Source organism: Pseudomonas sp. Ant30-3 (assembly GCF_000690905.1).
Taxonomy (GTDB): Bacteria; Pseudomonadota; Gammaproteobacteria; order Pseudomonadales; family Pseudomonadaceae; genus Aquipseudomonas.
In genome coordinates this window covers 99,857-120,034 of record NZ_JMCL01000010.1, presented here as the reverse complement: position 1 = coordinate 120,034, position 20,178 = coordinate 99,857, and the positions used below count along the sequence as shown (strand labels likewise).

Below are 20,178 nucleotides of genomic sequence, written 5' to 3'. Positions count from 1 at the left end.
CGTTTAACTTTCTACCCGGTTCCTTCCTTTAGACTTAGCGCCATAAAGCAGACGGTCAGCGCTGATCAGAAAATCCTTGTAATGTTCGTTTCCCGTATTGCAAGTTGAGACCACGCCGGAGCTAATAGTGACTATGCCAAACGGGCTTGCGGCGTGTTCAATTCGTGCATGTGCCAATGATATTCTGATTTTTTCAGCAACCATGACAGCACCAGCGAGTTCCGTGTCCGGGAGCAAAACAACAAACTCCTCCCCTCCGAAACGAGCAGCAACATCACATGCTCGGCTGACATTGGCTGCGATCAGGTTAGCCACCTGGACAAGGCAGTCATCACCGTTTAGATGCCCGTAGTGATCATTGTATTGCTTGAACAAATCTATATCCAAAAGGATTAGGGAAATGCTCGCCTGATTTCTCGCAGCCCTCCTCCATTCTTTTTGTATAGCGCCATCGAAACTTCGCCTATTGGCCAATGAGGTAAGACCATCTGTCAAAGCTATTACCTCTAGCTCGTTTCTAGCAACTTCGAGGTCACCTTCCGCAACAAGCAGCTGTTGAATTTGTCGGTATAGCCAGCCGCCCAAGAATGCTAATGCCAATATGATAGAGCCTACCAGCGCCACCGATTGATAAACATATGACCACCATGGGGCAAATACATGCTCGTACGATACGCCTGCTGCTGCGACGATGGGCAATCCCGATAGGCGGCGATAGGCGTAGATCCGTTCAACACCATCTATGATGGATCTGATAATTGCAGTGCCGCTGTCACTATGGGGTAAGTACCGACTGAAGATATCTCCTTTGGAAATATTGGTGGTCATCAATGCGCCAATTGTCGGACGTCTTGCAAGTAACTCGCCGTTATCAAGCGCTAAAAAAATTACTCCTTCGTCGTCGACGTCCATGCGTTTAAAAAAACTTTGAAAGTATGAAACAGGTACCGTGGCCAGCGCGACACCTGCAAAGGCTCCATCAACGGTATCAATACGTCGGCTGATAGGGATCACCATGTCCCCCGTCGTTCGACTTTCAACTATGGAGCCAACATAGATGGACTGGTCGTCGTGCTCACGATGGTAAATAAAGTACGCTCTGTCGCTATTGTTTTTGGCCTGCATGCCTTCAGAAAACGAATTGGCCATCCAATTGCCCTGAGCATCAAAGATGAAAAGCCCCTGAATGCCTTCGATATTATTCACCTGTCGGGCCATCAGCTTAGCCAACCGCTTCTGTTGATCGGGGCCGATCCCGTCATGCGCTACCCGTTCAGCAAGATCTCGTAAGGTATTGTCGGCTTGCAACATCGTGTCACGGGCCTGCTGTTCAGCCGCAAGGACAATGTTCGAAACGGCTATTTTGGCGGCGTCCACTCGCTCATCAGACGACTGCACCATCTGCCAAGCGGTGGCGAGGATCAACGAAACACAAACTAGAAGAATGAAACCTATTAGCGAAAGGGACAACGCTTTAGGAGTCAGCCTCGCTGAGATCGGAAAAAATAGTGTCATATATGCGTCGTCAGATTGGCGGTGTGCTTATTTGAGCAATTTTCATACCGAATGGTTGGGCTCAAGACATCGAGTGAGTATTGCTTTCTTTGGCGATTGTCCGCGTTGGATCTACAGGAGTCCCGGATGCGCGCAGCGAACGCTGTGTAACTCAAACATCGCGCGCTTGACTTAGAGCGCACTCTAACCAATAGCCTCCTTGCTGTGCCGCCAAAACGACCCGAAATTTGGCGCGGCTTAACAAGGAGATTGTCATGGCATCAAATAAACTGGGCGTTGCGACTGGCCTCATGATTTCAGCATTCGGCATTGGCGCCTCGGCAGCGGAGTCGGATAGCCGCCGAGAGAAAGGGATAGTGACCCTGGAACGGATCACCGGCGCTACCGGCAACTCTGTGGTCGAGTCACTTAGCGACATTTCGCCGGAGCTGGGTGAGTGGATTGTTGATTTCGCCTACGGTGATGTATTTTCCAGGCCTGGTGTTGCGTTGTGCCCACGCGAGCTGGCAACCATCTCCGCCCTCACCGCATTAGGGAACGCGCAACCTCAACTAAAGGTTCATATTGAGGGCGCGTTGAACGTGGGATGCAAACCTGAGGAGATCGTTGAAATTATCATCCAGATGGCGGTATATGCTGGGTTCCCGAGCGCGTTAAACGGGATCAGTGCCGCGAGGGAAGTGTTCAGCAAACGCGGCATCACAATGGGTTCCGCACCGCCCCAGTGAATGAGGGGCCCGCGTCGCCGCCCCCATTTGGATCAGGATTGTGCTTATGGAAGCCCAGCTAACGATCAACCAAGTCGCCACACGCACCGGCCTGACGGCCTATACACTGCGTTACTACGAACGCATCGGCCTGTTGGCTCCCGTCGCCCGTGCGGCAGGTGGGCAACGGCTTTATGCGCCAACTGATATGGCATGGCTGGAATTTCTGCTGCGCCTACGCACCACCCACATGACCATCGGCAAAATGCAAGCGTTCGCCAAGCTGCGCAGCGATGGGGACTCGACGGTGATCGACCGCCGCCAGATGCTAGAGAGCCATCTACTGCATGTGCAGGCCGAAATTATTGCTATGCAAAATGCCGTTGCCGCACTGCAAGGAAAGATCGCCCATTACTATGGGCTTGAAGCTGAAGAGACGATTAGCAAATGTCGACTTATGAGGACGGATATATAGCGCACACAACTCGAATGTCTGCTCGCCGTGCTATGAGCCCGTACGCAAAAACGCGCTTCAAGCTGCCGATCAGCTGCTCACACTTGGGAAAGTATGCAGTCCAGTAGTCCCGGGAAGCGAAGGTTAAGCTCCTCCGACCGAAGCGAGTTCATGTGCGTTGTTCCAACGTTCCTCGTCTGAACAAGCCCGGCATCGCGCAATACGCGGAAATGATGGGACACACTGGACTTGGGTCGGCCGCCGTCAAGCTCACCGCACGACGCTTCAGGCACGCCGCTGAGATAACGAACAATTTCCATCCGTACGGGATCGCTCAGTGCGTAAAGCAAACGCTCGAGGACGAATTCAGCTGGGAGAGGATGTTTGAAGGCGCGCATGTGCTGATGATAACGAAGGGTTTCAATGTGCGCCATATTTCGAATACTATCGAACAAGCGAATCAAACCACGAGGAACCTCCCGATGTCAGCACTATTCGAACCATTCACTCTGAAGGACGTCACCTTAAAAAACCGGATCGCTATTCCGCCAATGTGTCAGTACATGGCTGATGACGGCATGGTCAATGACTGGCACCTTGTGCACTTGGCAGGTATGGCACGAGGCGGCGCCGGCCTGGTTGTAGTTGAGGCAACAGCTGTCTCTCCTGAGGGACGCATCACACCTGGATGCGCCGGTATCTGGAGCGATGCCCACGCGCAGGCTTTTGTGCCCGTAGTCAAAGCGATCAAGGCTGCTGGCTCCGTGCCTGGTATTCAGATTGCTCACGCGGGTCGAAAGGCCAGCGCTAACCGTCCTTGGGAAGGTGATGATCACATCGCTGACGGCAACCCCAACGGGTGGAAGACCATCGGCCCCTCCCCAATCGCATTCGGCGCCAATCTGCCGAAGGTTCCCGAAGAAATGACCCTGGACGACATTGCACGGGTTCGTCAGGACTTTGTTGACGCTGCGCGCCGGGCCCGCGAAGCGGGGTTTGAATGGATCGAGCTGCACTTTGCGCACGGGTATCTGGGTCAAAGTTTTTTCTCCGAGCATTCCAACCAGCGTACCGATGCATACGGCGGAAGCTTCGAGAACCGCAGCCGGTTCCTGCTGGAGACCTTGGCAGCTGTTCGCGAAGTATGGCCAGAAAATTTGCCACTCACTGCTCGTTTTGGTGTCATCGAATATGACGGGCGCGATGAGCAAACGCTAACCGAGTCGATCGAATTGGCGAGGGGCTTCAAAAGCGGTGGCCTGGATCTTTTGAGCGTCAGTGTCGGGTTCACTATCCCGGAAACCAATATTCCTTGGGGCCCCGCTTTCTTGGGCCCAATCGCTGAGCGCGTCCGCCGTGAAACTGGGCTGCCAGTAACATCTGCTTGGGGTTTTGGAACGCCACAACTTGCGCAATCTTCAATTGAATTGGGTCAGCTTGATCTGGTGTCTGTTGGACGAGCCCACCTGGCTGATCCGCACTGGCCGTATTTTGCAGCCAAAGAACTGGGCGTGGAAAACGCATCCTGGACGCTCCCTGCGCCCTACGCTCATTGGCTTGAGCGATACAGATAAGCGACCCGAAAGTTGCCGCGTTTTTGGCGGCACTTTTTACCTATTCAAAGATTGCTGCTGGCAGGTTCTGCGGACAGTTTCACCATCAACGTGGTGTAGTTCGCAGGCCTGTGCGGCTTCGCAATGACTTCAAGAGATTGAATTTTTTCATCTCTGATGACTCAGTTGGCAGTGATCCAACGATCTTGGCCTGACCGCTATCAGCCATGCCGGCGAACCGACCAACCCACCCCGGGCATATGAGCCCCTGAGAACAACTGGGCGTATTTGCCTCGTCCTGGTCACGTCTGTACGGCGGCTAATCTAATTCTATAAGCGGGCGCCGAGGCCCAGCCGACATCCCTACGCAAAGCGGCTCCCCTGGCGCAGCTTGGCCATGGGCAACGACCTGGGTGGCCTGGACAGTGGCATCCTCTGCAACTTCATGAACGCGGGTTTCTGCGGACATCCGGTGAACATGTCCGGCGGAAGTGGCTGGACCAACTATCCCAACGCCCACTTGGGCGTGCGGGTGAAGTACGACCTCTCGTCTTCGTGGCAGCTGCGCGTGGCTGCATTTAATGTCGACCCTGAGAGCAACGGCAATTCCAGTCGCGCCTGGCACTTAGGCCCCAAGCACACGACCGGAACCGTGGTACCCATCGAACTGGTTTACAAGCACGCGGGTGACTTGCCCGGCGAATATAAAGTTGGCTATTACTACGACAGTTCGGACGTAAAACGCATCGGCAACGATGAAGAAGTATCTGGCCGTGGTGGACATCGTTGCTGGCGGATTCGATGCGGGCATACGGTTGGCGGAAAGCGTGCCGCAGGACATGATCGCCATTGCGATCACCCCTCCACTGAGGTTCGCGGTGGTCGGCTCTCCCCAGTACTTTGCGGGCTGCAAAAAACCAAAAGTGCCGGCCGATCTTCTCGCGCACAATTGCATCCGTGTGCGCTTCCCCAGCGGTGCGATCTACAAGTGGGAATTCGAGAAGCGTGGTGAGCAACAATCGGTCGATGTCAGTGGATCGCTGACGCTCGACAGCCATCACCTGATGCTGGAGGCCGCGCTGCAAGGCGCCGGACTGGCCTGGACCAACGATTTCGCCGCTGCTGCGCATATTGCCTCAGGCAGTCTGATCCGCGTGCTGGAGGATTGGACACCTGCGTATCCGGGCCTGCGCCTTTACTATCCGGCCAACCGTCATACGCCGGCAGGACTTCGGGCGTTCATCGACGTTGTCCGCGAGACGGTTGCGAATTAAGCGCGGGTTGTTTCGGCGGCAGCGACCTTCCTTGGTCGACCTGCAGTCACCCCTCAGAGCTTGAACGCGTCCCGGAGGATGGCTTCAAGGTCTTTGGGCTTGCGGCCTATGAGCTCCTCCAAGGTACGGCTGGTTTGATCGAATGCACCTTTCTCGATGGCGTTGAACCAGCCGCCAATGAAACTTGCGACATGCGCAGGCCAGCCTTCAGCTTCCCGGGCGGCAACGAAGGCTTCGTTCGAAATCGGCTGATAGCCGATGGCTTTTCCGGTGATTCGCGAGAGTGCGGCGGCGATGTCGACAAATGACCAGGCTTGCCCACTGTTCAGCAGATAAACGCGGCCTTCGTGACCCGACTGGCTGAGCAGCACAGCGCCGCCTTCCGCGAGTTCCTCGACGTTCGTCAGCGGCACCCGCCCCTGACCGGCAGGGGCGCTGAAGCCCTCCTGCGCTGCAGTGTCGCCGATAAACAGCGAGAGCCCGTCGGCATACAGCGGATGGCGGACGATGGTGTAATCCAGCCCGGATGATTTCAACAGCGCCTCGGTTTCGAGGTCGCTGGCCGTCACCCCATCAATGGGGCAAAAGTCATCGCTGATCCGCTGGATGCTGGTGTAGATCACATGCCGGACACCGGCCAGACGCGCGGCCTCAAAAACGTTTTTGTGCTGCGTCACACGATCGCTGAAAGCGACGGCCGACACCAGGTAGATTTTTTCCACCCCGGCAAAGGCACTGACCAGGGACTGGACGTTGAGGTAATCGCCTTCGCGCACTTCTACGCCCACATCCACCAGCGCCTGCGCTTTGCTCTTATCTCGCACCATCCCCACTACGTCCGCCGCAGGTACTTTCGCCACAAGCGATCGTACAACCGCACTGCCCAACTGGCCGGACGCGCCGGTGATCAACATTTTGCCCATGAGATTCTGCCCTGGTCTGATCAATGAAATTCAATCGACGCCACTATGGGCTCAACGGCCGCATCCAATTAGTCACGAATAGGTAGAATCAGCTTCAACCAAAAGTTGGAGACCCGCGTGGACAATCTGGGCAACCTGGAATCATTTGTGCGAGCCGCTGAAGCCCGCAGTTTTTCCGAAGCCGCTCGACGGATGGGTATTTCCGCCGCAGCCGTGAGTAAAAACATCGCGCGTCTGGAAACCAGGTTAGGCACCCGATTGTTCCAGCGCAGCACGCGCAGCCTTTCCCTCACCGAGGCCGGTGAGGCGCTGTATGAACAAGTGGCGAGCAGTGTCGAAACCATCCAGGGCGCCATGACGCAACTGGGCGACGCGCGGGATGTGCCGGCCGGGCGACTGCGGGTCAACATGGCGCCTTCGTTCGCCTACGATTACGTGTTGCCCCTGCTCAAGGTTTTCAAGCAACGTTACCCTGCGGTGGTGCCGGACTGGCACCTTGAAATCCGACGCGTGGATTTGATCGGGGAAGGGTTCGACGTTGCGATTGGCGGCGGTATGGAATTGAGCCCGGGCGTCGTTGCGCGAGAGTTGGCCAAACTTCACCTGGTCGCTGTAGCGGCCCCGGATTGGCTAAAGGGCAAGCCGCTGCCGCTTGTGCCAGCGGATCTTCAGGGCCAGGACGGCATCGTCACGCGCTCCACCGACACCAACAGATTACGCACCTGGACATTGCGCAATGCCGGTGGCGATACCTTTGATCTGAGCCTCAAACCCACAGCCATCATGAACGACCCGGAAGCCTTGAACGCGTGCGCGCTGATGGGGCTGGGCGTGGCGTTGGTACCCTTGGAGCGAGCGTGGTCCGGATTACAGCGCGGTGAACTGATTCGGCTGCTGCCGGATTGGTACGTTGATCTGGGTTCAGTGTCCTTGTACTACTCTGCGCGCAAGGTACTGCCGGCTAAAACCCGCGTGTTCATAGAGTTTCTGCTGGAGCATTTCCGGGAAACACTGGGTGATCGTTTCAACGCGGCCCGTTGAGGTTGTGACACCCGGGCTGATGCGTGCAATGCTCGGTTGGCATACACGTCCTAATCAAGCCTGATAAAGAGCAGGATCAGCCAATAAGACGGCCCTCAAGAGTTTAATACGCAACCACCTGCCCCGCCCCTCGGCTCTAGAATTGTCTTCCTCATCTCCTGTCGAGCACCGCGAATATGGAAGACACAGCGCTGTACCTTCTGGCTATCTCAATGGTTCTCTTGATGCCCGGCCCAGACATGATCCTGCTGCTTCAAACCGGTGCGAAACAAGGCAGAACCGCAGCGCTCGCGACAGCATTGGGTCTTGCGCTGGCGCGAGCCTGCCATGTGGCATTGGCTGCGATGGGATTGGCCACGCTGTTCAAGGTTCTGCCCTGGACGTTTGATATCGTGAAATATGCGGGAGCGGCCTATCTGCTCTGGATCGGGCTGCAGATGTTCAAAACGAGCGGAGTGAGCGCTCCCGCCATTGCCGAGAACAGCCCCCCAACACACACCCTGGGAGCGGCGTTCCGACGCGGGCTGCTCACCAATTTGCTGAACCCGAAGGCGCTGCTCTTTTGCTCCGTGCTACTTCCTCAATTCATTGATCCAACCCGATCGTCGGTTTCGGAGCAGTTTGCTGTGCTCGGGTTGATTCTTGTGATCACAGGGCTCGCGTTCGATAGCGTCTACGCAACCGCCAGTGCCTGGGTGGGTCGCTGGCTGGAGCGAAGCATCACCGCGCAACGAGTACAACACTGGTTGTTCGGCACACTTCTGATTGGATTTGCGGTGCGATTGGCGTTCGTCCAGCAAGCCTGACACGCAGCGAAACGTTGCTGTCGACTAACTGATAAGCATCACAGGCCACCGACTGCATCACCCTCCCGCTGACAACTGCTCCCGTCGCCACCAAGCCCGCCAAGCGCGGGCTTCTTTTTGCCTGCGCCCCGCTATTCAGCCACTGCCCCGATCTATAGGAAGGGCTTATGCGAAGCATTGCATATCGGTCTTGGACGCTATCGAGCAAGCGGCAGAACATGGGTCCACACCAAGCAACAAGCGTTTCCCAACCCCGTTACCCCAAGCATCCGAAAGGAGCAACACCATGCAGCAGTCCCACGCTTACAACGACACCAGCCTCGCATTGACCGCCAAAATTCTCGACGCCAAAGCCCGCAAAAATCTTTCATTCGAAGACGTGGCTCAAGGCACCGGTCTTAGTCTTGCTTACGTGACCGCTGCCCTGCTTGGCCAGCACCCACTCCCGGAAAATGCCGCCAAAGTGATCGGCGAAAAACTGGATCTGGACGCCGATTCGGTCGCCCGTCTGCAGATCATTCCCCTGCGTGGGAGCTTGTCGGGTGTTCCTACCGACCCGACCATCTACCGCTTCCACGAAATGATCCAGATCTATGGCACCACGTTGAAAGCCCTGATTCACGAGCAGTTCGGCGACGGCATCATCAGCGCAATCAATTTCAAGCTCGACATGAAAAAAGTCGAGGATCCAGAAGGTGGTCACCGCGCCGTGATCACGCTGGACGGCAAGTTCCTGCCACTGCGTCCTTTCTAGGATTGCGACCGCAACTGTCATTCGGCCCGCCACTTCAGCGGGCCTGCTTCAACCCACTTTATCGACTTCACCTGTTCACCCAATTTGCCTGGAGGATTCGTCATGAAAAAAATTCTGTTACTCGCCCTGTCCCTGACCGCTTCGCTGTCGGCCTATGCACAAGAAGCTTCGGCCGCCCCGCAAGCCACGCCCTATGTGTATGGCATGCACCTGGACATCGCCAAAGTCATCGACATAACCCCGGCAGCAGACGTCTGCGGCCCGGTGCCCGTGCAGATGACCTACAAGGATTCCCACGGCGACACCCGGGTCCTTGAATACAGCGTCATCGGTCGCGGCTGCAGCAATTGATTGCACGTTGAATTCAACTCTCAGACAGAGGCACACACCATGAAATCGCTGATCGAAGGTTTACTCAAGTTTCAGAAAGAAGCCTTTCCACAACGCACTGACCTGTTTAAACATCTGGCCACCACGCAGCATCCAGGCACATTGTTCATCACCTGTTCCGATAGCCGCGTAGTCCCGGAATTATTGACGCAACAAGAGCCAGGCGAGCTGTTCGTGATCCGTAACGCCGGCAACATCGTGCCGTCCTACAGCCCCCATCCCGGCGGCGTGTCGGCAACGGTCGAATACGCCGTGGCGGTGCTGGGGGTCACGGATATTGTCATCTGCGGCCATTCCGATTGCGGTGCAATGACCGCCGTGGCCAAGTGCACGTGCATGGCTCACCTGCCTGCTGTTGCCGGTTGGTTGCAACACGCCGAGTCGGCAAAAGTCATCAATGAATCCCGCGCCCATGCCAATGACGCGGCGAAGGTCAGCTCGATGGTTCGGGAAAATGTCATCGCCCAATTGGCCAACATCCAGACCCATCCAAGCGTACGCCTGGCTCAGGAAAAAGGCCTGCTGAATTTGCATGGCTGGGTGTACGACATCGAAACCGGTTCAGTCGACGCACTCGACGCCGACCATCGCAGCTTCAAATCATTGGCACAGCACCCCGGGACCTGCGCAGTGCATGCCCGTCTGGAAGAAGTTGCTGCCTGAAAGCATCCAGACGAGAAAGGAGGTTTGCTCAAGCACTCACCCCGCGAATGCGGGATGAGCGATAGAGACACGTGTTACAAATCCAGCACCAGGGGGGCATCGCCCTCCTTGCTTTGCGCCGGGACTGCACAACAAATCAAGACTTCTCCCTGCGCCGGCATTTCTGCGGGTAAGTTCAAATAGTGCACCTGCCCGCTGACCAGTTTCGTACGACAGGTTCCACACGACCCGCCGCGGCAACTGAAGTCCGGATTCAAACCCCTGCTTTCAGCCAACTCCAGCAAGCTGCCGCTTCCCGGCTCCCAGCGCGCCTCTTTCGCAGACGTCGAGAACAGCACTTTGACCGGGCTACTGGCTGCCGGAACTTGCTCGACGGCCGGGGTCAACTGGTCGCGCAACCGCACCAGGGTCGAAGGGCCGAACGTCTCGGCGTGAATGCGATCGTCGCCAATGCGCAGCTGACGCAGGCCATCGTATAAAGCCTGGGTGAACGCGCCCGGGCCACACAGGTAAAAATCATAATCGTCCAATGGCAGCAGCTCTTTGAGCAGAGCGACATCCACACGTCCAGCCAACTCGAAGTCTTCGCCCTCGCGAGCGTTCTGCTCGGGCTGACTGAGAAGTCTTAACGCGCGAATCTTGTCTTTCGCACGGGTCGCCAGTTCAAACAGTTCGTCCCTGAATGCCAGGTCCGCCAGGCTCCGTGCGCTCTGGATGAACCAGGTCGGCCGTGTTCTCCGAGTGCGCTCTCCTTCGTAGATGACTTCGCGCAGCATCGACAGCAGCGGCGTGACCCCAACGCCAGCGGCCAGCAGAACCAACGGCCGATGCTCATCGGCCTGCACGGTGAATCGTCCTTGAGGGGCACGGGCTTCGATGAGATCGCCCACCTGAATCCGGTTGTGCAAGTGCGACGAAACCAGGCCGTCACGCTTGACGCTGATCCGGAAAAAATCGTCCGAAGGTGCACTCGACACACTGTAAGTCCTGACAAGGGGCGCCTGCCCTTCGACCAGGCCAAACCGTACGGGTAAATGCTGGCCTGCCTCGAAACGCGGCATCCCCGCGCCATCGACCGGCTCCAGATAAAAAGAGCGGATGGTGCTGCTTTCTTCGACGATGCGGGTGACGCGCAGCTGCCGCCATTGATCGCGCAGCGCATCGGCCTGTAAGCGGCCTTCTGCTTTCTCCCAGCTGCCGGTCATCACACTGTTCGGCGAAAAACCTTCGAATGCCCAGCGCAACGCCAGCACACTCCGCCTTCTGACGACCTGTTCCACCGTCAAGGTCCAGAGTCGCTCGGCGCCCTGGAACGCAGCGATTTCAGGCCCCTCAAGCACAAGCTCGGTGCGGCCGGCCACTTGAAGCACATCACCTGTGGAGAAATCGACAAAGAGCAAACCGGCCCTGGGATTGAGCAACAGGTTGCCCAATGTATTGAAATGCAGATTGCCGGCGAAATCGGGAATCGTTAGCACGTTGCTTTGGACTCTGACGAAACCCGGATTGCCACCGCGGTGCGAAACGTCTACCGAGCGCTTCGATGGGTCGCCGTCCAGGTCGACGTAGCTGGCGAGAAAAAAAGTATCGGCCTTGCGAATCAGCTCTTTCGCCGCCTCGTCCAGTTCGGTCAGGCATTGCGCCGCAACGTCGGCTGAGGAACGTCCGACGCTGACCGGTTCTACGCTTCGCAACTGAATGTACTGCGGACAATTGCCAAAAGCGTGCACCACAGAAACGGCAAAACCGCCAGATGAGGCGGTGCTGATGTTGCCGTTCATACGATTGCGCCGTCGGGTCTTCAGGTCGATACCGAGCAGCCCGACTGCGGCGCCCTTCGCCAGGGCAGTTCTGACCGGGTCGCCGTCTGCAGGGAGGCGCTGCAGGTGCAAAGTGCGTGGGTCGGGAGAATCGACGAACCCGGGCGGGCCCTCGATCAGCGTCGCCCACGGCATGCCTTTGTCATCGACGGCACCCAGTATCAGATAAGGCAGCTGGCTGTAAAACGAGCGATGTTGATCCGGCATGTAGTCACGTACCACCTTTCGCCCGAAGTGCTCCATCTGCTGCGCCACGCCGACGCTTTCCTGCAACTGCCGCTCACCCGCATGCCAGGGCGAAGCCCCTGGCTCATCCGTTTTATTCATGATCACCTCTACATAGGTTGCGTTGGAACCTGTGGCGTCTCGAACCAATGACGATCGGGTGTAGCAAAGCGCATTTTCTTGCGGATGTACGTCGCGTTCTGCGCACCGGTGAGTTTTTCCAGCAGCACAAAAGCGACTTCAGTGGCGGTGCCGGGTCCGCTGGACGTAATGATGTTGCCATCGACCACGACAGGTCGATCGACGAACACAGCGCCCGTTTCCACCAGCTGATTCCGGCGCTTGCCGCCTTCCTGGTGATAAGTCGTGGCATTTCTGCCTCGCAGCACACCCGCGACGCCGAGGCACACCGACGATACGCACACGCTGGCGACGGGTTTGCCAGCGCTGACAAAGTAGCGAATCGTCTGCAGAAACGGCTCGCTGAGCGCCTCTTCATAAAATCCCGACGGTTCGAAACCACCCGGCAGCGCCAGCGCGTCGAAGCTGCTGATATCCAGATCGCGCAACAGACAACCCGGATTGACCGATAAACCAAAGGTGGTGACGATCTTTCTGCGAAGGCCGGCGTTCACCAGTTCGACAGGGCAATCACCGAGCAGATCGGCCCAGCCGAGCACGTCGGTGAACGCGGCCATCTCCATCGGTTCGACGCCATTGGCGAGCAGCATGAGGACTCGTTTCATCGGGTGGTTATCTCCGCAGTGATGCCCTGAACAAAGTGCTTGAACGCATGCTCTGCTTTATTCGCTTTGATGAGAACGGCCACAAAATGCAATCCACTGTTTCGCCCGCTGAAATGATGGCGTGTATCTGCCTGTAGCAAAGGTGGGATCAGACACGTTTCCATGCAGAGCACTGGATACCCGGACACATGGGAAACACAGCGACAGGTTCAACTATCCCTGTCGCTTCACTGCCCTCCCACGCTTAAACAGGAACATCCGATGAAGAAGATTTTTGCAGGTCTGGCCCTGGCTGCCGCAATGGTCAGTGCCACCGCTGCGCTGGCTGCACCGGTCAAACCGACTGTCGTTCTGGTTCACGGGGCTTTCGCCGATTCCAGCAGTTGGAATGGCGTCGTCAAAATTCTGGAAAAAGATGGCTATCCAGTGATCGCAGCCGCTAACCCGCTTCGCTCACTCAAGGGTGACGCGCAGTCGGTGGCCGACGTGCTCGCCAGCATCAAAACGTCGGTCGTGCTGGTTGGCCATTCCTATGGCGGGCCCGTCATCACCGAAGCGGCATACGGCAACGCCAACGTCAAAGCGCTGGTGTACGTCGCCGCCATTGCACCGGAAGCAGGTGAATCCACTGCAGAATTATCGGGGCGTTTCCCCGGCGGCACTTTGGGCCCGACTCTCTCCGCGCCCGTAGACCTGGCTGACGGCGGCAAGGACCTGTATATCCAGCAGGAAAAATTTCATGAGCAGTTCGCCGCTGATGTTCCTGACGCGGACGCCAGATTGATGGCTGCCACCCAACGTCCCGTGACAGTCGCTGCGCTCAATGAGGCTTCGACCGAGCCGGCCTGGAAAACCATTCCTTCCTGGTTTGTTTACGGCGACGCAGATAAAAACATCCCGGCACAAGCGCAGGCCTTCATGGCTGAGCGGGCACATGCTAAGCAGACCGTTGTGGTCAAAGGCGCGTCGCACGTTGTGATGGTGTCCAACCCAAAAGTGGTTGCCAGCCTGATCGAGAAGGCAGCGACCGCCCAATGAAGTGTTTCAGCGACCGCAGGTCAGGGTCGCTGATCAATCAAAGAGCATCCGGCAGCAGTGCCGGATGTTCGCGCAGGCCCTCGACCATGTAGTCGACAAAGCTGCGCACCCTCATCGAGGCCCTTCGTCTTTCGCGGTAGACGACATGCACGGGCAGCGCTGGCAGTTCAAAAGGTTGCAGGACCCGGCGCAATCGATCGCTTTTGAGGTAATCGTAGGCTGGATAACTCAAGCAACGCGTGAGGCCCCCACCATGCACCGCCGCATCGATGGCCGCTTGCGCCGTGGTGCAACTGACGCGTGATCGGGCTTTGAGGGTGGTCTGAATACCGTGGCTGGAAAAATCCCAGTGAATCTTCTCCCGATAAGCCTGGATGCCAATCAACCGATGACGTTTAAGGTCGTCCGGCTCGGCGGGCACACCGCAGGCGTCAAGATAGGCAGGGCTGGCACAAACGATCGAACGCACGTAGCCCACAGGCCTGGCGATCAACGATGAACTGGGCAGATGCCCCACCAGCACGGCCACGTCCAGACCTTCCTCGTTCATGTTCGGGAAACGGTCATGGTAATGAGCGAACACTTTGACGTCGGGATACACCTCCATGTAATTGGCTAGCAACGATGTCATGACATAGCGGCTGAAAAGCAGTGGCAGCAACACCGTCAGATTGCCTTGGGCCTGTACGTGAAGGCCTTTGGCAGAGGCTTCGGCGTCTTCGATTCCTTTGAGGATGCGCGAGCAGTCAGCCATGAATGCCGCCCCCGACTCCGTCAACGACACGCCACGGGTGCTGCGTTGTAACAGAGCCACACCGAGACGCGCCTCCAGCCGGGCAATCGCGCGAACAACCGTCGGGCCGGAGACATTCAGGCGACGCGCCGCTGCCGCCAGACTTGGCCGCTCCGACAGCGCTTCGAACATGAGCATTTCATGGAAGCGGTCCATCAGAAGGTACTTTTCATGGTCGGTCTGAGCGCTTTGTCACCGCCCAGGCGGTCCGTGAGGAAATCGACAAAGGTGCGAACCTTCGCGGGCACGCGGTTGCTCTTCAGATAAACGACCTGAATGGGCAACGCGGGTGGTTCAAAATCCTGCAGCACCACTTCCAATTCACCGGCCGCAACCTGACTGGCCACCTGGTAGGACAACACACGCGTTACGCCCCAACCCAGGCAGGCAATATTGATCGCAGCCTGGTTAGCGGTCACGACCAACCGTGGATCGAAACGAAAACTCAATGGATTGCCGTCATGTTCAAATTGCCAGTCGCTTAACAAATGGCTCGCCGAAGACATAACGATTTTGGCCGAGCTGAGTTCGCCGGGGTGGCGTGGCCGACCGAATCGTTCGAAGTAATCGGGGGCGCCGCAAATCACCTGGCGCACCTCGCCCACCTTGATGCCGTGCTGATTATTCTCGTGTAAATGGCCGATACGGATTGCCACATCGATCCCTTCATCCACCATGCTCGTCACGCGGTCAACCAGTAACGCGTTGAGATTAACGGAAGGAAACTGGTCCAGGTATTCAGCCAGCAATGGGGCAATGTACAACTCGCCAAAGAGCACCGGCGCCGTCACCGTCAGGTGGCCACAGGGAATAGAGTAACTGCCGGCAGCGGCCTCTTCCGCTTCATTGAGTTCGCCGAGTATTCGCCGGCAATCGTCCAGATAGCGTTGCCCGGCCTCGGTCAAGTGCAGGCTGCGTGTGGTGCGTGATAACAGTTGGGTGCCGATTCGCTCCTCCATGGCAGCAATGGCGCGAGTCACGCTGGGCGGGGATATATTCAAACGGCGGGCAGCGGCCGCGAAGCCCTCTTCTTCGGCGACCGTCATGAAAATCTGCATTTCTTGAAAGCGATCCATAGGCGACTCTGCCGTGACATAGGGACAGCAAGATCTGCACGCCAGAGCGAGCAGACGATCACCGGAGCTTGCCCGGGGTATTTCCCGGGAAGCTCCGACCGTTCGATCAGACTTGCTGCAAACCCGTGGCAGTACGCTGCATGCCAACAAAATTTGGCAGTGCCTCGATACTGCTCAACCAGGCACGGACGTTAGGATAGTCAGTCAGCGCAACATTGCCTTCCGGGGCGTGGGATATGTAGGTATAAGCCGCGACATCAGCGACGGTCGGCTTATCGCCCGCCAGGAATTTGCTGCTGCCCAACTCTTGCTCCATGACGGCGAGCAGACTGTGGGACTTGCTGATCGCCTCTTCAGCGTTGTAACCGGCACCGAACACCGTAATCAGTCGAGCTGTCGCCGGGCCTGAGTTGATCTGACCGGCCGCGATCGACAACCAGCGTTGTACCTTGGCTTGCGCAACAGGGTCGCTGGGCAGCCACTCGCCGTTGCCGTATTTAGCGGCCAGGTAGACCAGAATCGCGTTCGAGTCAGCCAGCACGGTGCCGTTATCATCCAGCACCGGTACCTGGCCGAAACTGTTCAACGCCAGGAACTCGGGAGTCTTGTGCGCGCCTTTCGCCAGGTCCACGAATACCAACTCGGTTGGCTGCCCGAGCAGCGACAGCATCAACTCGACGCGATGGGCGTGGCCTGACAATGGGTGACGATAAAGTTTGATAGGTTGCTGGGACATGACCTGCTCCGGTTGTTATGGATTCGACCCGGTGATCGCGTCGATGGAGTGATCTTGCCCCTGTCTCCCAAACAGCGGAATTACCACAATTCACAATCCAGCATTTCACTCGGCGTAATGATCGGCACCCTGGCCTGATTCCACGCCCGCTGTACCCAGCATCAGGTTCATGAACGCGACTGACGCTGCGCTGTGGTAGTTATTCTTGCGCCGGAGGATCGACACGCCACGTTGAGGCGCCTTGTCGAGCAGGGCCAACCTGTGCAAAGCGCGATCTTGAGTGGCGATGGGTTCCGGAAGAATGGTGGCGACTGCCGTGTTGCGGATGACTTCCAGCAACGTGTTCACTGAGTTGACCTGGACCAGCACTTTCGGCGTGATCTTCACCCTGGCGAAGTACTCGTCGATACACACGCGGGTGGCGAAGTCCGGTGTCAGCAAGGCGAAATCCAGTTCAGCCAGCTGTTCGGACGTCAACGCGTCCTCGCAGTCATACAGGGGATGAGCACGCCCGACCATCAGACCCAGTGTTTCAACAAATGCCGGGATTGACTCGATATCGGCGTTCCGCACCTGGTCAAATGCGACCGCAATGTCCAGCGAGTCATTGACCAGCCCCGTTTCAATGTCACCCATCGACAGCTCGAAAATCTCCAGGCGGATATTCGGATACTGCGCGATGTAGTCACGCACTAAGGGCCCCAGGACGTACGCCATGAAGGTGGGTGCCATGGCGAGCCTCAAGGTGCCACGTGACAAGTCCTTTACATCGTGCAAAGCCCGCTTGCCGGCCGCCAGTTCCACCAGAACGCGACGGGCGCATTCGATGTAGGCCAGCCCCGCATCGGTGGGTCGGACAGTTCGGGATGTTCGGTCAAACAGACTGACGCCAAGGGTTTCTTCCAGCTGCCGTATCTGTTGCGACAGCGTCGGCTGAGACACATGCAGGACTTCTGCGGCGCGGGTAAAGCCACCGTGGTCAGCCACTGCCAACAAATACCGCAGATGTCTTAGCAGCATGGGGTCACCTGAAGATTAAACGCGAGTTGCAGTGTATCTCGTACGTTTGCGGCGTGAAGGGCTGATCTGCTTTCGGCTGAGCAACCGAACGCCCTTCACCGCCTGACCACTGCCGTACGCAGGGTGACAAATTCTTCTGCCGAGGTCGGGTGCACCCCAATGGTGTCATCGAACAGTCGTTTGGTGGCACCGGCCTTGAGCGCAATCGCCAACCCTTGAATGATGTCGCCCGCATCCGGACCCACCATATGGCAGCCCAGTACCCGATCGGAATCCGCGTCGACCACCAGTTTCATCAATGTCTGCTCCGAGGATTCGGTCAGGGTCAGTTTCATCGGGCGGAAACGGCTCTCGAACACCACGACCTGGTGCCCCTGCTCGATCGCTTGCTGCTCGGTAAGACCCACCGTGCCGATGTTCGGCTGACTGAACACAGCGGTCGGTATATGACGATAATCGACTGGTCGATAGTGTTCGGGTTGAAATAACCGTCGAGCAACCGCCATGCCTTCCGCTGTCGCAACAGGCGTCAGCTGCACGCCACCAATCACGTCGCCAAGCGCCAGAACAGAAGGCTCGTCAGTTTCGAAATGCTCATTGACGGCGATATAGCCCGCTTCGTTGAGTTCGACGCTGGTGTTTTCCAACCCCAGGTTATCGAGCATTGGCCGGCGACCCGTCGCGCAGAACACGCAATCGGTCGCCAGTTGCCTGCCATCGTTAAGTGTCGCGAGCAAACTTCCATCAGCCTGCTTGTCGATCTGGACAAGGTCGGTATTGAACGCCAGTCGCAGCCCGCGCTTGGTCAACTCCTCTGCCAAATGAGTACGTACTGACTGATCGAATCCTCGCAAGAACAGATCGCCTCGGTACAGCAGCCGGGTTTCGGCGCCCAGCCCATTGAAGATGCCAGCGAATTCCACCGCGATATAACCGCCGCCGACGACGAGGATGCGCTTGGGCAGTTGTTCCAGAAAGAACGCTTCGTTCGAGGTGATCGCATATTCACGCCCCGGGATGTCCGGGATCTGCGGCCATCCACCGGTCGCCAGCAGAATCCGCTCGGCACTGAAACGCTGGCCGTTTATGTCCACATGGTGCGCATCGGCCAATCGGGCATGCCCTTCAAGCAACGTGACGCCGCTGTTGATCAAGAGCTTTCGGTAGATCCCGTTGAGCCTTGCGATCTCGCGGTTTTTGTTCGCAATCAGGTATGCCCAGTCGAAATTCGCTTTTCCCGCTGTCCAGCCGAAGCTTTCGGCCTGCTCGAAGTCGTCAGCAAAATGGGCACCGTACACCAATAATTTTTTTGGAACGCAGCCGACATTGACGCACGTACCGCCCAGATATCGGCTTTCGGCAACCGCTACTTTTGCACCGTAACCGGCTGCAAACCGTGCAGCGCGCACGCCACCTGAGCCGGCACCAATAACGAATAGATCGAAGTCGTAGCTCATGTCAGTTCTCTATCAGGAATATTCAAGTTCTCGCTTATTTGCCGAAGAGTAATCGGAGTTTCAGCGACTGCATCAGTGAGGCCCCGAGCCTTGCAAACACACCTGGGCCGGTTGGTTGCTGGCACCGGTTCGTCAGGGTTAATCCCATGGTCTCGCTGGCCAGCGCCCCCATGAACTGCGGCAGTAGGAAGCCCGCTTCGTGCTCGCGATCCAGCACGATTGAAGTTGCAGAACAGCCGTCAGTGCAGGATTGAGTAGTGCCAGGCATAGGTCATCTCCCGGTTGTGGAGAACGCTGCGACAACTGAAGGGGTTGATCGCTTGTGAGATCAGTTTCACCAACAAAGCCTTTTCAGAGAATGTGCACAGATGTCATGGCTTAATTGTGCTGGGTGAAACAATTGCAGGAAGCAATCTGTTTCCCCCCGCCACATCGTGACCGACGAATTACGCCGAACGCTCGCTGAGCAATTGACGTGCGGAGTCAGCCATGACGGGTAAAGCGCCGGCCAGCATCAGCAGGTCTTTGAGCACCAGGCGTCCGGCACCGGACAAGTACGGGAAGCCATGCTGCGCATCACCCAGGGCGCCCACCCAGGCTTCCGGCGTCGTGATCAGAAAGCTCAGCGTCACCAGCGGTGTGCCGAAGGCCAGCGCGCCGCCCAACAGACCAGTACGCCTGGAAAGCGGATTTGACAGCACCAGCAAACCGATCAGAATCTCGACGATGCCCAGACCGGTCGAAAAACCGTAGGTGTTGTTAGCGGTCTGCCAGGCGCGCTTGTCAGCGTTCAACTCACCCTCGTGTGTGAGGTGAGCCTTGTAGTCCTGAGGATGCTCGTAGAAGAACGACATGAAGGGGCTGTTCGCGACGAAGGGGGTGATGCTATCGGCTTCATACGGGACGAATTTCAGCGCACCAATCCATAAAAAAACGACGGCAATCGCCAATCGCATGAGGGACGTGCCGAACGTGTCGACTTTGCTGATCAGCCGTAGCCAGGCAGTCATAGAGGTGAGCATGAGACTTCTCCGAGGGGTTGAATGTGGAGGTAGTCTGCGGGGGATGCGAAAGCCGGTTTTGTGCGTCTTGCTCAATTTATTGCTGGATCGTCTCAATTGCCTCGACAGGCGCGGTACTCCCCTGCGACGCGAGTCCACTACGCTCAAATTTTCAAGCGAAGCCCT

General features: G+C 57.3%; 22 protein-coding genes and 1 pseudogene. 11 read left to right on the top strand and 12 right to left on the bottom strand.

Going from position 1 to position 20,178, the window contains the following annotated elements:
* Positions 1-3: 3 nt before the first annotated feature.
* Entirely contained in the window at positions 4-1,515 is a 1,512-nt protein-coding gene (locus DU29_RS01000000129405; RefSeq protein ID WP_081832421.1) for a diguanylate cyclase, read from the bottom strand.
* A gap of 290 nt (positions 1,516-1,805) precedes the next feature.
* On the opposite strand from DU29_RS01000000129405, the gene DU29_RS0102620 reads away from it, so the two are divergent.
* Both DU29_RS0102620 and DU29_RS01000000129400 read left to right on the top strand, forming a co-directional pair.
* The gene (locus DU29_RS0102620) at positions 1,806-2,243 is read left to right on the top strand and encodes a carboxymuconolactone decarboxylase family protein (protein ID WP_050483060.1); all 438 of its coding nucleotides are present in this window, start codon (positions 1,806-1,808) and stop codon (positions 2,241-2,243) included.
* A 46-nt stretch (positions 2,244-2,289) separates the two neighbouring features.
* A complete protein-coding gene (locus DU29_RS01000000129400; RefSeq protein WP_050483058.1) occupies positions 2,290-2,697 on the top strand; it encodes a MerR family transcriptional regulator in 408 nt (135 codons plus the stop codon).
* Between the two features lie 77 nt (positions 2,698-2,774).
* Here DU29_RS01000000129400 and DU29_RS1000000131085 read toward each other — a convergent pair whose 3' ends face one another.
* The gene (locus DU29_RS1000000131085) at positions 2,775-3,110 is read right to left on the bottom strand and encodes an ArsR/SmtB family transcription factor (protein ID WP_442961276.1); all 336 of its coding nucleotides are present in this window, start codon (positions 3,108-3,110) and stop codon (positions 2,775-2,777) included.
* Positions 3,111-3,158: 48 nt separating this feature from the next.
* Between DU29_RS1000000131085 and DU29_RS0102610 the strand changes: the two genes are divergently transcribed.
* From DU29_RS0102610 to DU29_RS01000000129395, 3 genes and pseudogenes are all read left to right on the top strand, one after another.
* The gene (locus DU29_RS0102610) at positions 3,159-4,250 is read left to right on the top strand and encodes an NADH:flavin oxidoreductase/NADH oxidase (protein WP_028620302.1); all 1,092 of its coding nucleotides are present in this window, start codon (positions 3,159-3,161) and stop codon (positions 4,248-4,250) included.
* A 370-nt stretch (positions 4,251-4,620) separates the two neighbouring features.
* A pseudogene (locus DU29_RS1000000131080) lies at positions 4,621-5,013 on the top strand (carbohydrate porin); the annotation flags it as partial.
* The gene (locus DU29_RS01000000129395) at positions 4,985-5,503 is read left to right on the top strand and encodes a LysR substrate-binding domain-containing protein (protein WP_050483057.1); all 519 of its coding nucleotides are present in this window, start codon (positions 4,985-4,987) and stop codon (positions 5,501-5,503) included. The pseudogene DU29_RS1000000131080 and the gene DU29_RS01000000129395, both read left to right, overlap by 29 nt.
* Positions 5,504-5,556: 53 nt before the next feature.
* Here the strand turns inward: DU29_RS01000000129395 and DU29_RS0102600 are convergent, their stop codons facing one another.
* The gene (locus DU29_RS0102600) at positions 5,557-6,426 is read right to left on the bottom strand and encodes an SDR family oxidoreductase (protein WP_028620301.1); all 870 of its coding nucleotides are present in this window, start codon (positions 6,424-6,426) and stop codon (positions 5,557-5,559) included.
* A gap of 117 nt (positions 6,427-6,543) precedes the next feature.
* On the opposite strand from DU29_RS0102600, the gene DU29_RS0102595 reads away from it, so the two are divergent.
* From DU29_RS0102595 to DU29_RS0102575, 5 genes are all read left to right on the top strand, one after another.
* A complete protein-coding gene (locus DU29_RS0102595; RefSeq protein WP_028620300.1) occupies positions 6,544-7,467 on the top strand; it encodes a LysR family transcriptional regulator in 924 nt (307 codons plus the stop codon).
* Positions 7,468-7,643: 176 nt separating this feature from the next.
* Positions 7,644-8,273, top strand: a complete 630-nt coding sequence (locus DU29_RS0102590) for a LysE family translocator (protein ID WP_028620299.1) — start codon at positions 7,644-7,646, stop codon at positions 8,271-8,273.
* Between the two features lie 286 nt (positions 8,274-8,559).
* Positions 8,560-9,027 carry a cyanase gene (gene cynS / locus DU29_RS0102585; protein WP_028620298.1) on the top strand — a complete coding sequence of 156 codons (468 nt, stop codon included), beginning with the start codon at positions 8,560-8,562 and terminating at the stop codon, positions 9,025-9,027.
* Positions 9,028-9,129: 102 nt separating this feature from the next.
* Positions 9,130-9,378, top strand: coding sequence for a DUF2790 domain-containing protein (locus DU29_RS0102580; protein WP_028620297.1), 249 nt, complete (start codon positions 9,130-9,132; stop codon positions 9,376-9,378).
* 39 nt (positions 9,379-9,417) lie between these two features.
* Positions 9,418-10,080 (top strand): carbonic anhydrase, encoded by a 663-nt coding sequence (locus DU29_RS0102575; protein WP_028620296.1) that lies wholly within the window; start codon positions 9,418-9,420, stop codon positions 10,078-10,080.
* Between the two features lie 74 nt (positions 10,081-10,154).
* On the opposite strand, the gene DU29_RS0102570 is transcribed toward DU29_RS0102575, so the two are convergent.
* Together DU29_RS0102570 and DU29_RS0102565 are read right to left on the bottom strand one after the other, a co-directional pair.
* Positions 10,155-12,227 (bottom strand): pyridoxamine 5'-phosphate oxidase family protein, encoded by a 2,073-nt coding sequence (locus tag DU29_RS0102570; protein ID WP_028620295.1) that lies wholly within the window; start codon positions 12,225-12,227, stop codon positions 10,155-10,157.
* Between the two features lie 8 nt (positions 12,228-12,235).
* Entirely contained in the window at positions 12,236-12,871 is a 636-nt protein-coding gene (locus DU29_RS0102565) for a DJ-1/PfpI family protein (RefSeq protein WP_028620294.1), read from the bottom strand.
* Positions 12,872-13,132: 261 nt separating this feature from the next.
* Between DU29_RS0102565 and DU29_RS0102560 the strand changes: the two genes are divergently transcribed.
* On the top strand, positions 13,133-13,909 hold the full coding sequence (locus DU29_RS0102560) for an alpha/beta fold hydrolase (RefSeq protein ID WP_028620293.1): 777 nt from the start codon (positions 13,133-13,135) through the stop codon (positions 13,907-13,909).
* Between the two features lie 37 nt (positions 13,910-13,946).
* Here DU29_RS0102560 and DU29_RS0102555 read toward each other — a convergent pair whose 3' ends face one another.
* From DU29_RS0102555 to rclC, 7 genes are all read right to left on the bottom strand, one after another.
* Positions 13,947-14,858, bottom strand: a complete 912-nt coding sequence (locus DU29_RS0102555; protein ID WP_028620292.1) for a LysR family transcriptional regulator — start codon at positions 14,856-14,858, stop codon at positions 13,947-13,949.
* Complete coding sequence (locus DU29_RS0102550) at positions 14,858-15,778, bottom strand: LysR substrate-binding domain-containing protein (RefSeq protein WP_028620291.1); 921 nt, start codon at positions 15,776-15,778, stop codon at positions 14,858-14,860. Before DU29_RS0102550 ends, DU29_RS0102555 begins: the two co-directional genes overlap by 1 nt.
* A gap of 106 nt (positions 15,779-15,884) precedes the next feature.
* Positions 15,885-16,514 (bottom strand): glutathione S-transferase family protein, encoded by a 630-nt coding sequence (locus DU29_RS0102545; RefSeq protein ID WP_028620290.1) that lies wholly within the window; start codon positions 16,512-16,514, stop codon positions 15,885-15,887.
* A gap of 105 nt (positions 16,515-16,619) precedes the next feature.
* A complete protein-coding gene (cynR, locus tag DU29_RS0102540; protein WP_028620289.1) occupies positions 16,620-17,534 on the bottom strand; it encodes a transcriptional regulator CynR in 915 nt (304 codons plus the stop codon).
* 95 nt (positions 17,535-17,629) lie between these two features.
* Positions 17,630-18,991, bottom strand: coding sequence for a glutathione-disulfide reductase (gorA, locus tag DU29_RS0102535; protein ID WP_028620288.1), 1,362 nt, complete (start codon positions 18,989-18,991; stop codon positions 17,630-17,632).
* A 34-nt stretch (positions 18,992-19,025) separates the two neighbouring features.
* Positions 19,026-19,259: a hypothetical protein gene (locus DU29_RS0102530; RefSeq protein WP_028620287.1), complete on the bottom strand. Its 234-nt coding sequence runs from the start codon at positions 19,257-19,259 to the stop codon at positions 19,026-19,028.
* 178 nt (positions 19,260-19,437) lie between these two features.
* Positions 19,438-20,013: a reactive chlorine resistance membrane protein RclC gene (gene rclC / locus DU29_RS0102525; protein WP_033050234.1), complete on the bottom strand. Its 576-nt coding sequence runs from the start codon at positions 20,011-20,013 to the stop codon at positions 19,438-19,440.
* Between the last annotated feature and the right edge of the window lie 165 nt (positions 20,014-20,178).

What these genes read in the sequence shown, in the direction of transcription:
- DU29_RS01000000129400 (WP_050483058.1), top strand. Translation starts at nt 2,290, where the DNA reads ATGGAAGCCCAGCTAACGATCAACCAAGTCGCCACACGCACCGGCCTG.
- DU29_RS0102600 (WP_028620301.1), bottom strand. Translation starts at nt 6,426, where the DNA reads ATGGGCAAAATGTTGATCACCGGCGCGTCCGGCCAGTTGGGCAGTGCG.
- cynR (WP_028620289.1), bottom strand. Translation starts at nt 17,534, where the DNA reads ATGCTGCTAAGACATCTGCGGTATTTGTTGGCAGTGGCTGACCACGGT.
- DU29_RS0102590 (WP_028620299.1), top strand. Translation starts at nt 7,644, where the DNA reads ATGGAAGACACAGCGCTGTACCTTCTGGCTATCTCAATGGTTCTCTTG.
- DU29_RS0102530 (WP_028620287.1), bottom strand. Translation starts at nt 19,259, where the DNA reads ATGCCTGGCACTACTCAATCCTGCACTGACGGCTGTTCTGCAACTTCA.
- gorA (WP_028620288.1), bottom strand. Translation starts at nt 18,991, where the DNA reads ATGAGCTACGACTTCGATCTATTCGTTATTGGTGCCGGCTCAGGTGGC.
- DU29_RS0102555 (WP_028620292.1), bottom strand. Translation starts at nt 14,858, where the DNA reads ATGGACCGCTTCCATGAAATGCTCATGTTCGAAGCGCTGTCGGAGCGG.
- DU29_RS0102610 (WP_028620302.1), top strand. Translation starts at nt 3,159, where the DNA reads ATGTCAGCACTATTCGAACCATTCACTCTGAAGGACGTCACCTTAAAA.
- cynS (WP_028620298.1), top strand. Translation starts at nt 8,560, where the DNA reads ATGCAGCAGTCCCACGCTTACAACGACACCAGCCTCGCATTGACCGCC.
- DU29_RS01000000129395 (WP_050483057.1), top strand. Translation starts at nt 4,985, where the DNA reads ATGAAGAAGTATCTGGCCGTGGTGGACATCGTTGCTGGCGGATTCGAT.
- DU29_RS0102560 (WP_028620293.1), top strand. Translation starts at nt 13,133, where the DNA reads ATGAAGAAGATTTTTGCAGGTCTGGCCCTGGCTGCCGCAATGGTCAGT.
- rclC (WP_033050234.1), bottom strand. Translation starts at nt 20,013, where the DNA reads ATGCTCACCTCTATGACTGCCTGGCTACGGCTGATCAGCAAAGTCGAC.
- DU29_RS0102550 (WP_028620291.1), bottom strand. Translation starts at nt 15,778, where the DNA reads ATGGATCGCTTTCAAGAAATGCAGATTTTCATGACGGTCGCCGAAGAA.
- DU29_RS0102565 (WP_028620294.1), bottom strand. Translation starts at nt 12,871, where the DNA reads ATGAAACGAGTCCTCATGCTGCTCGCCAATGGCGTCGAACCGATGGAG.
- DU29_RS0102570 (WP_028620295.1), bottom strand. Translation starts at nt 12,227, where the DNA reads ATGAATAAAACGGATGAGCCAGGGGCTTCGCCCTGGCATGCGGGTGAG.
- DU29_RS0102575 (WP_028620296.1), top strand. Translation starts at nt 9,418, where the DNA reads ATGAAATCGCTGATCGAAGGTTTACTCAAGTTTCAGAAAGAAGCCTTT.
- DU29_RS01000000129405 (WP_081832421.1), bottom strand. Translation starts at nt 1,515, where the DNA reads ATGACACTATTTTTTCCGATCTCAGCGAGGCTGACTCCTAAAGCGTTG.
- DU29_RS0102580 (WP_028620297.1), top strand. Translation starts at nt 9,130, where the DNA reads ATGAAAAAAATTCTGTTACTCGCCCTGTCCCTGACCGCTTCGCTGTCG.
- DU29_RS0102545 (WP_028620290.1), bottom strand. Translation starts at nt 16,514, where the DNA reads ATGTCCCAGCAACCTATCAAACTTTATCGTCACCCATTGTCAGGCCAC.
- DU29_RS1000000131085 (WP_442961276.1), bottom strand. Translation starts at nt 3,110, where the DNA reads ATGGCGCACATTGAAACCCTTCGTTATCATCAGCACATGCGCGCCTTC.
- DU29_RS0102620 (WP_050483060.1), top strand. Translation starts at nt 1,806, where the DNA reads ATGATTTCAGCATTCGGCATTGGCGCCTCGGCAGCGGAGTCGGATAGC.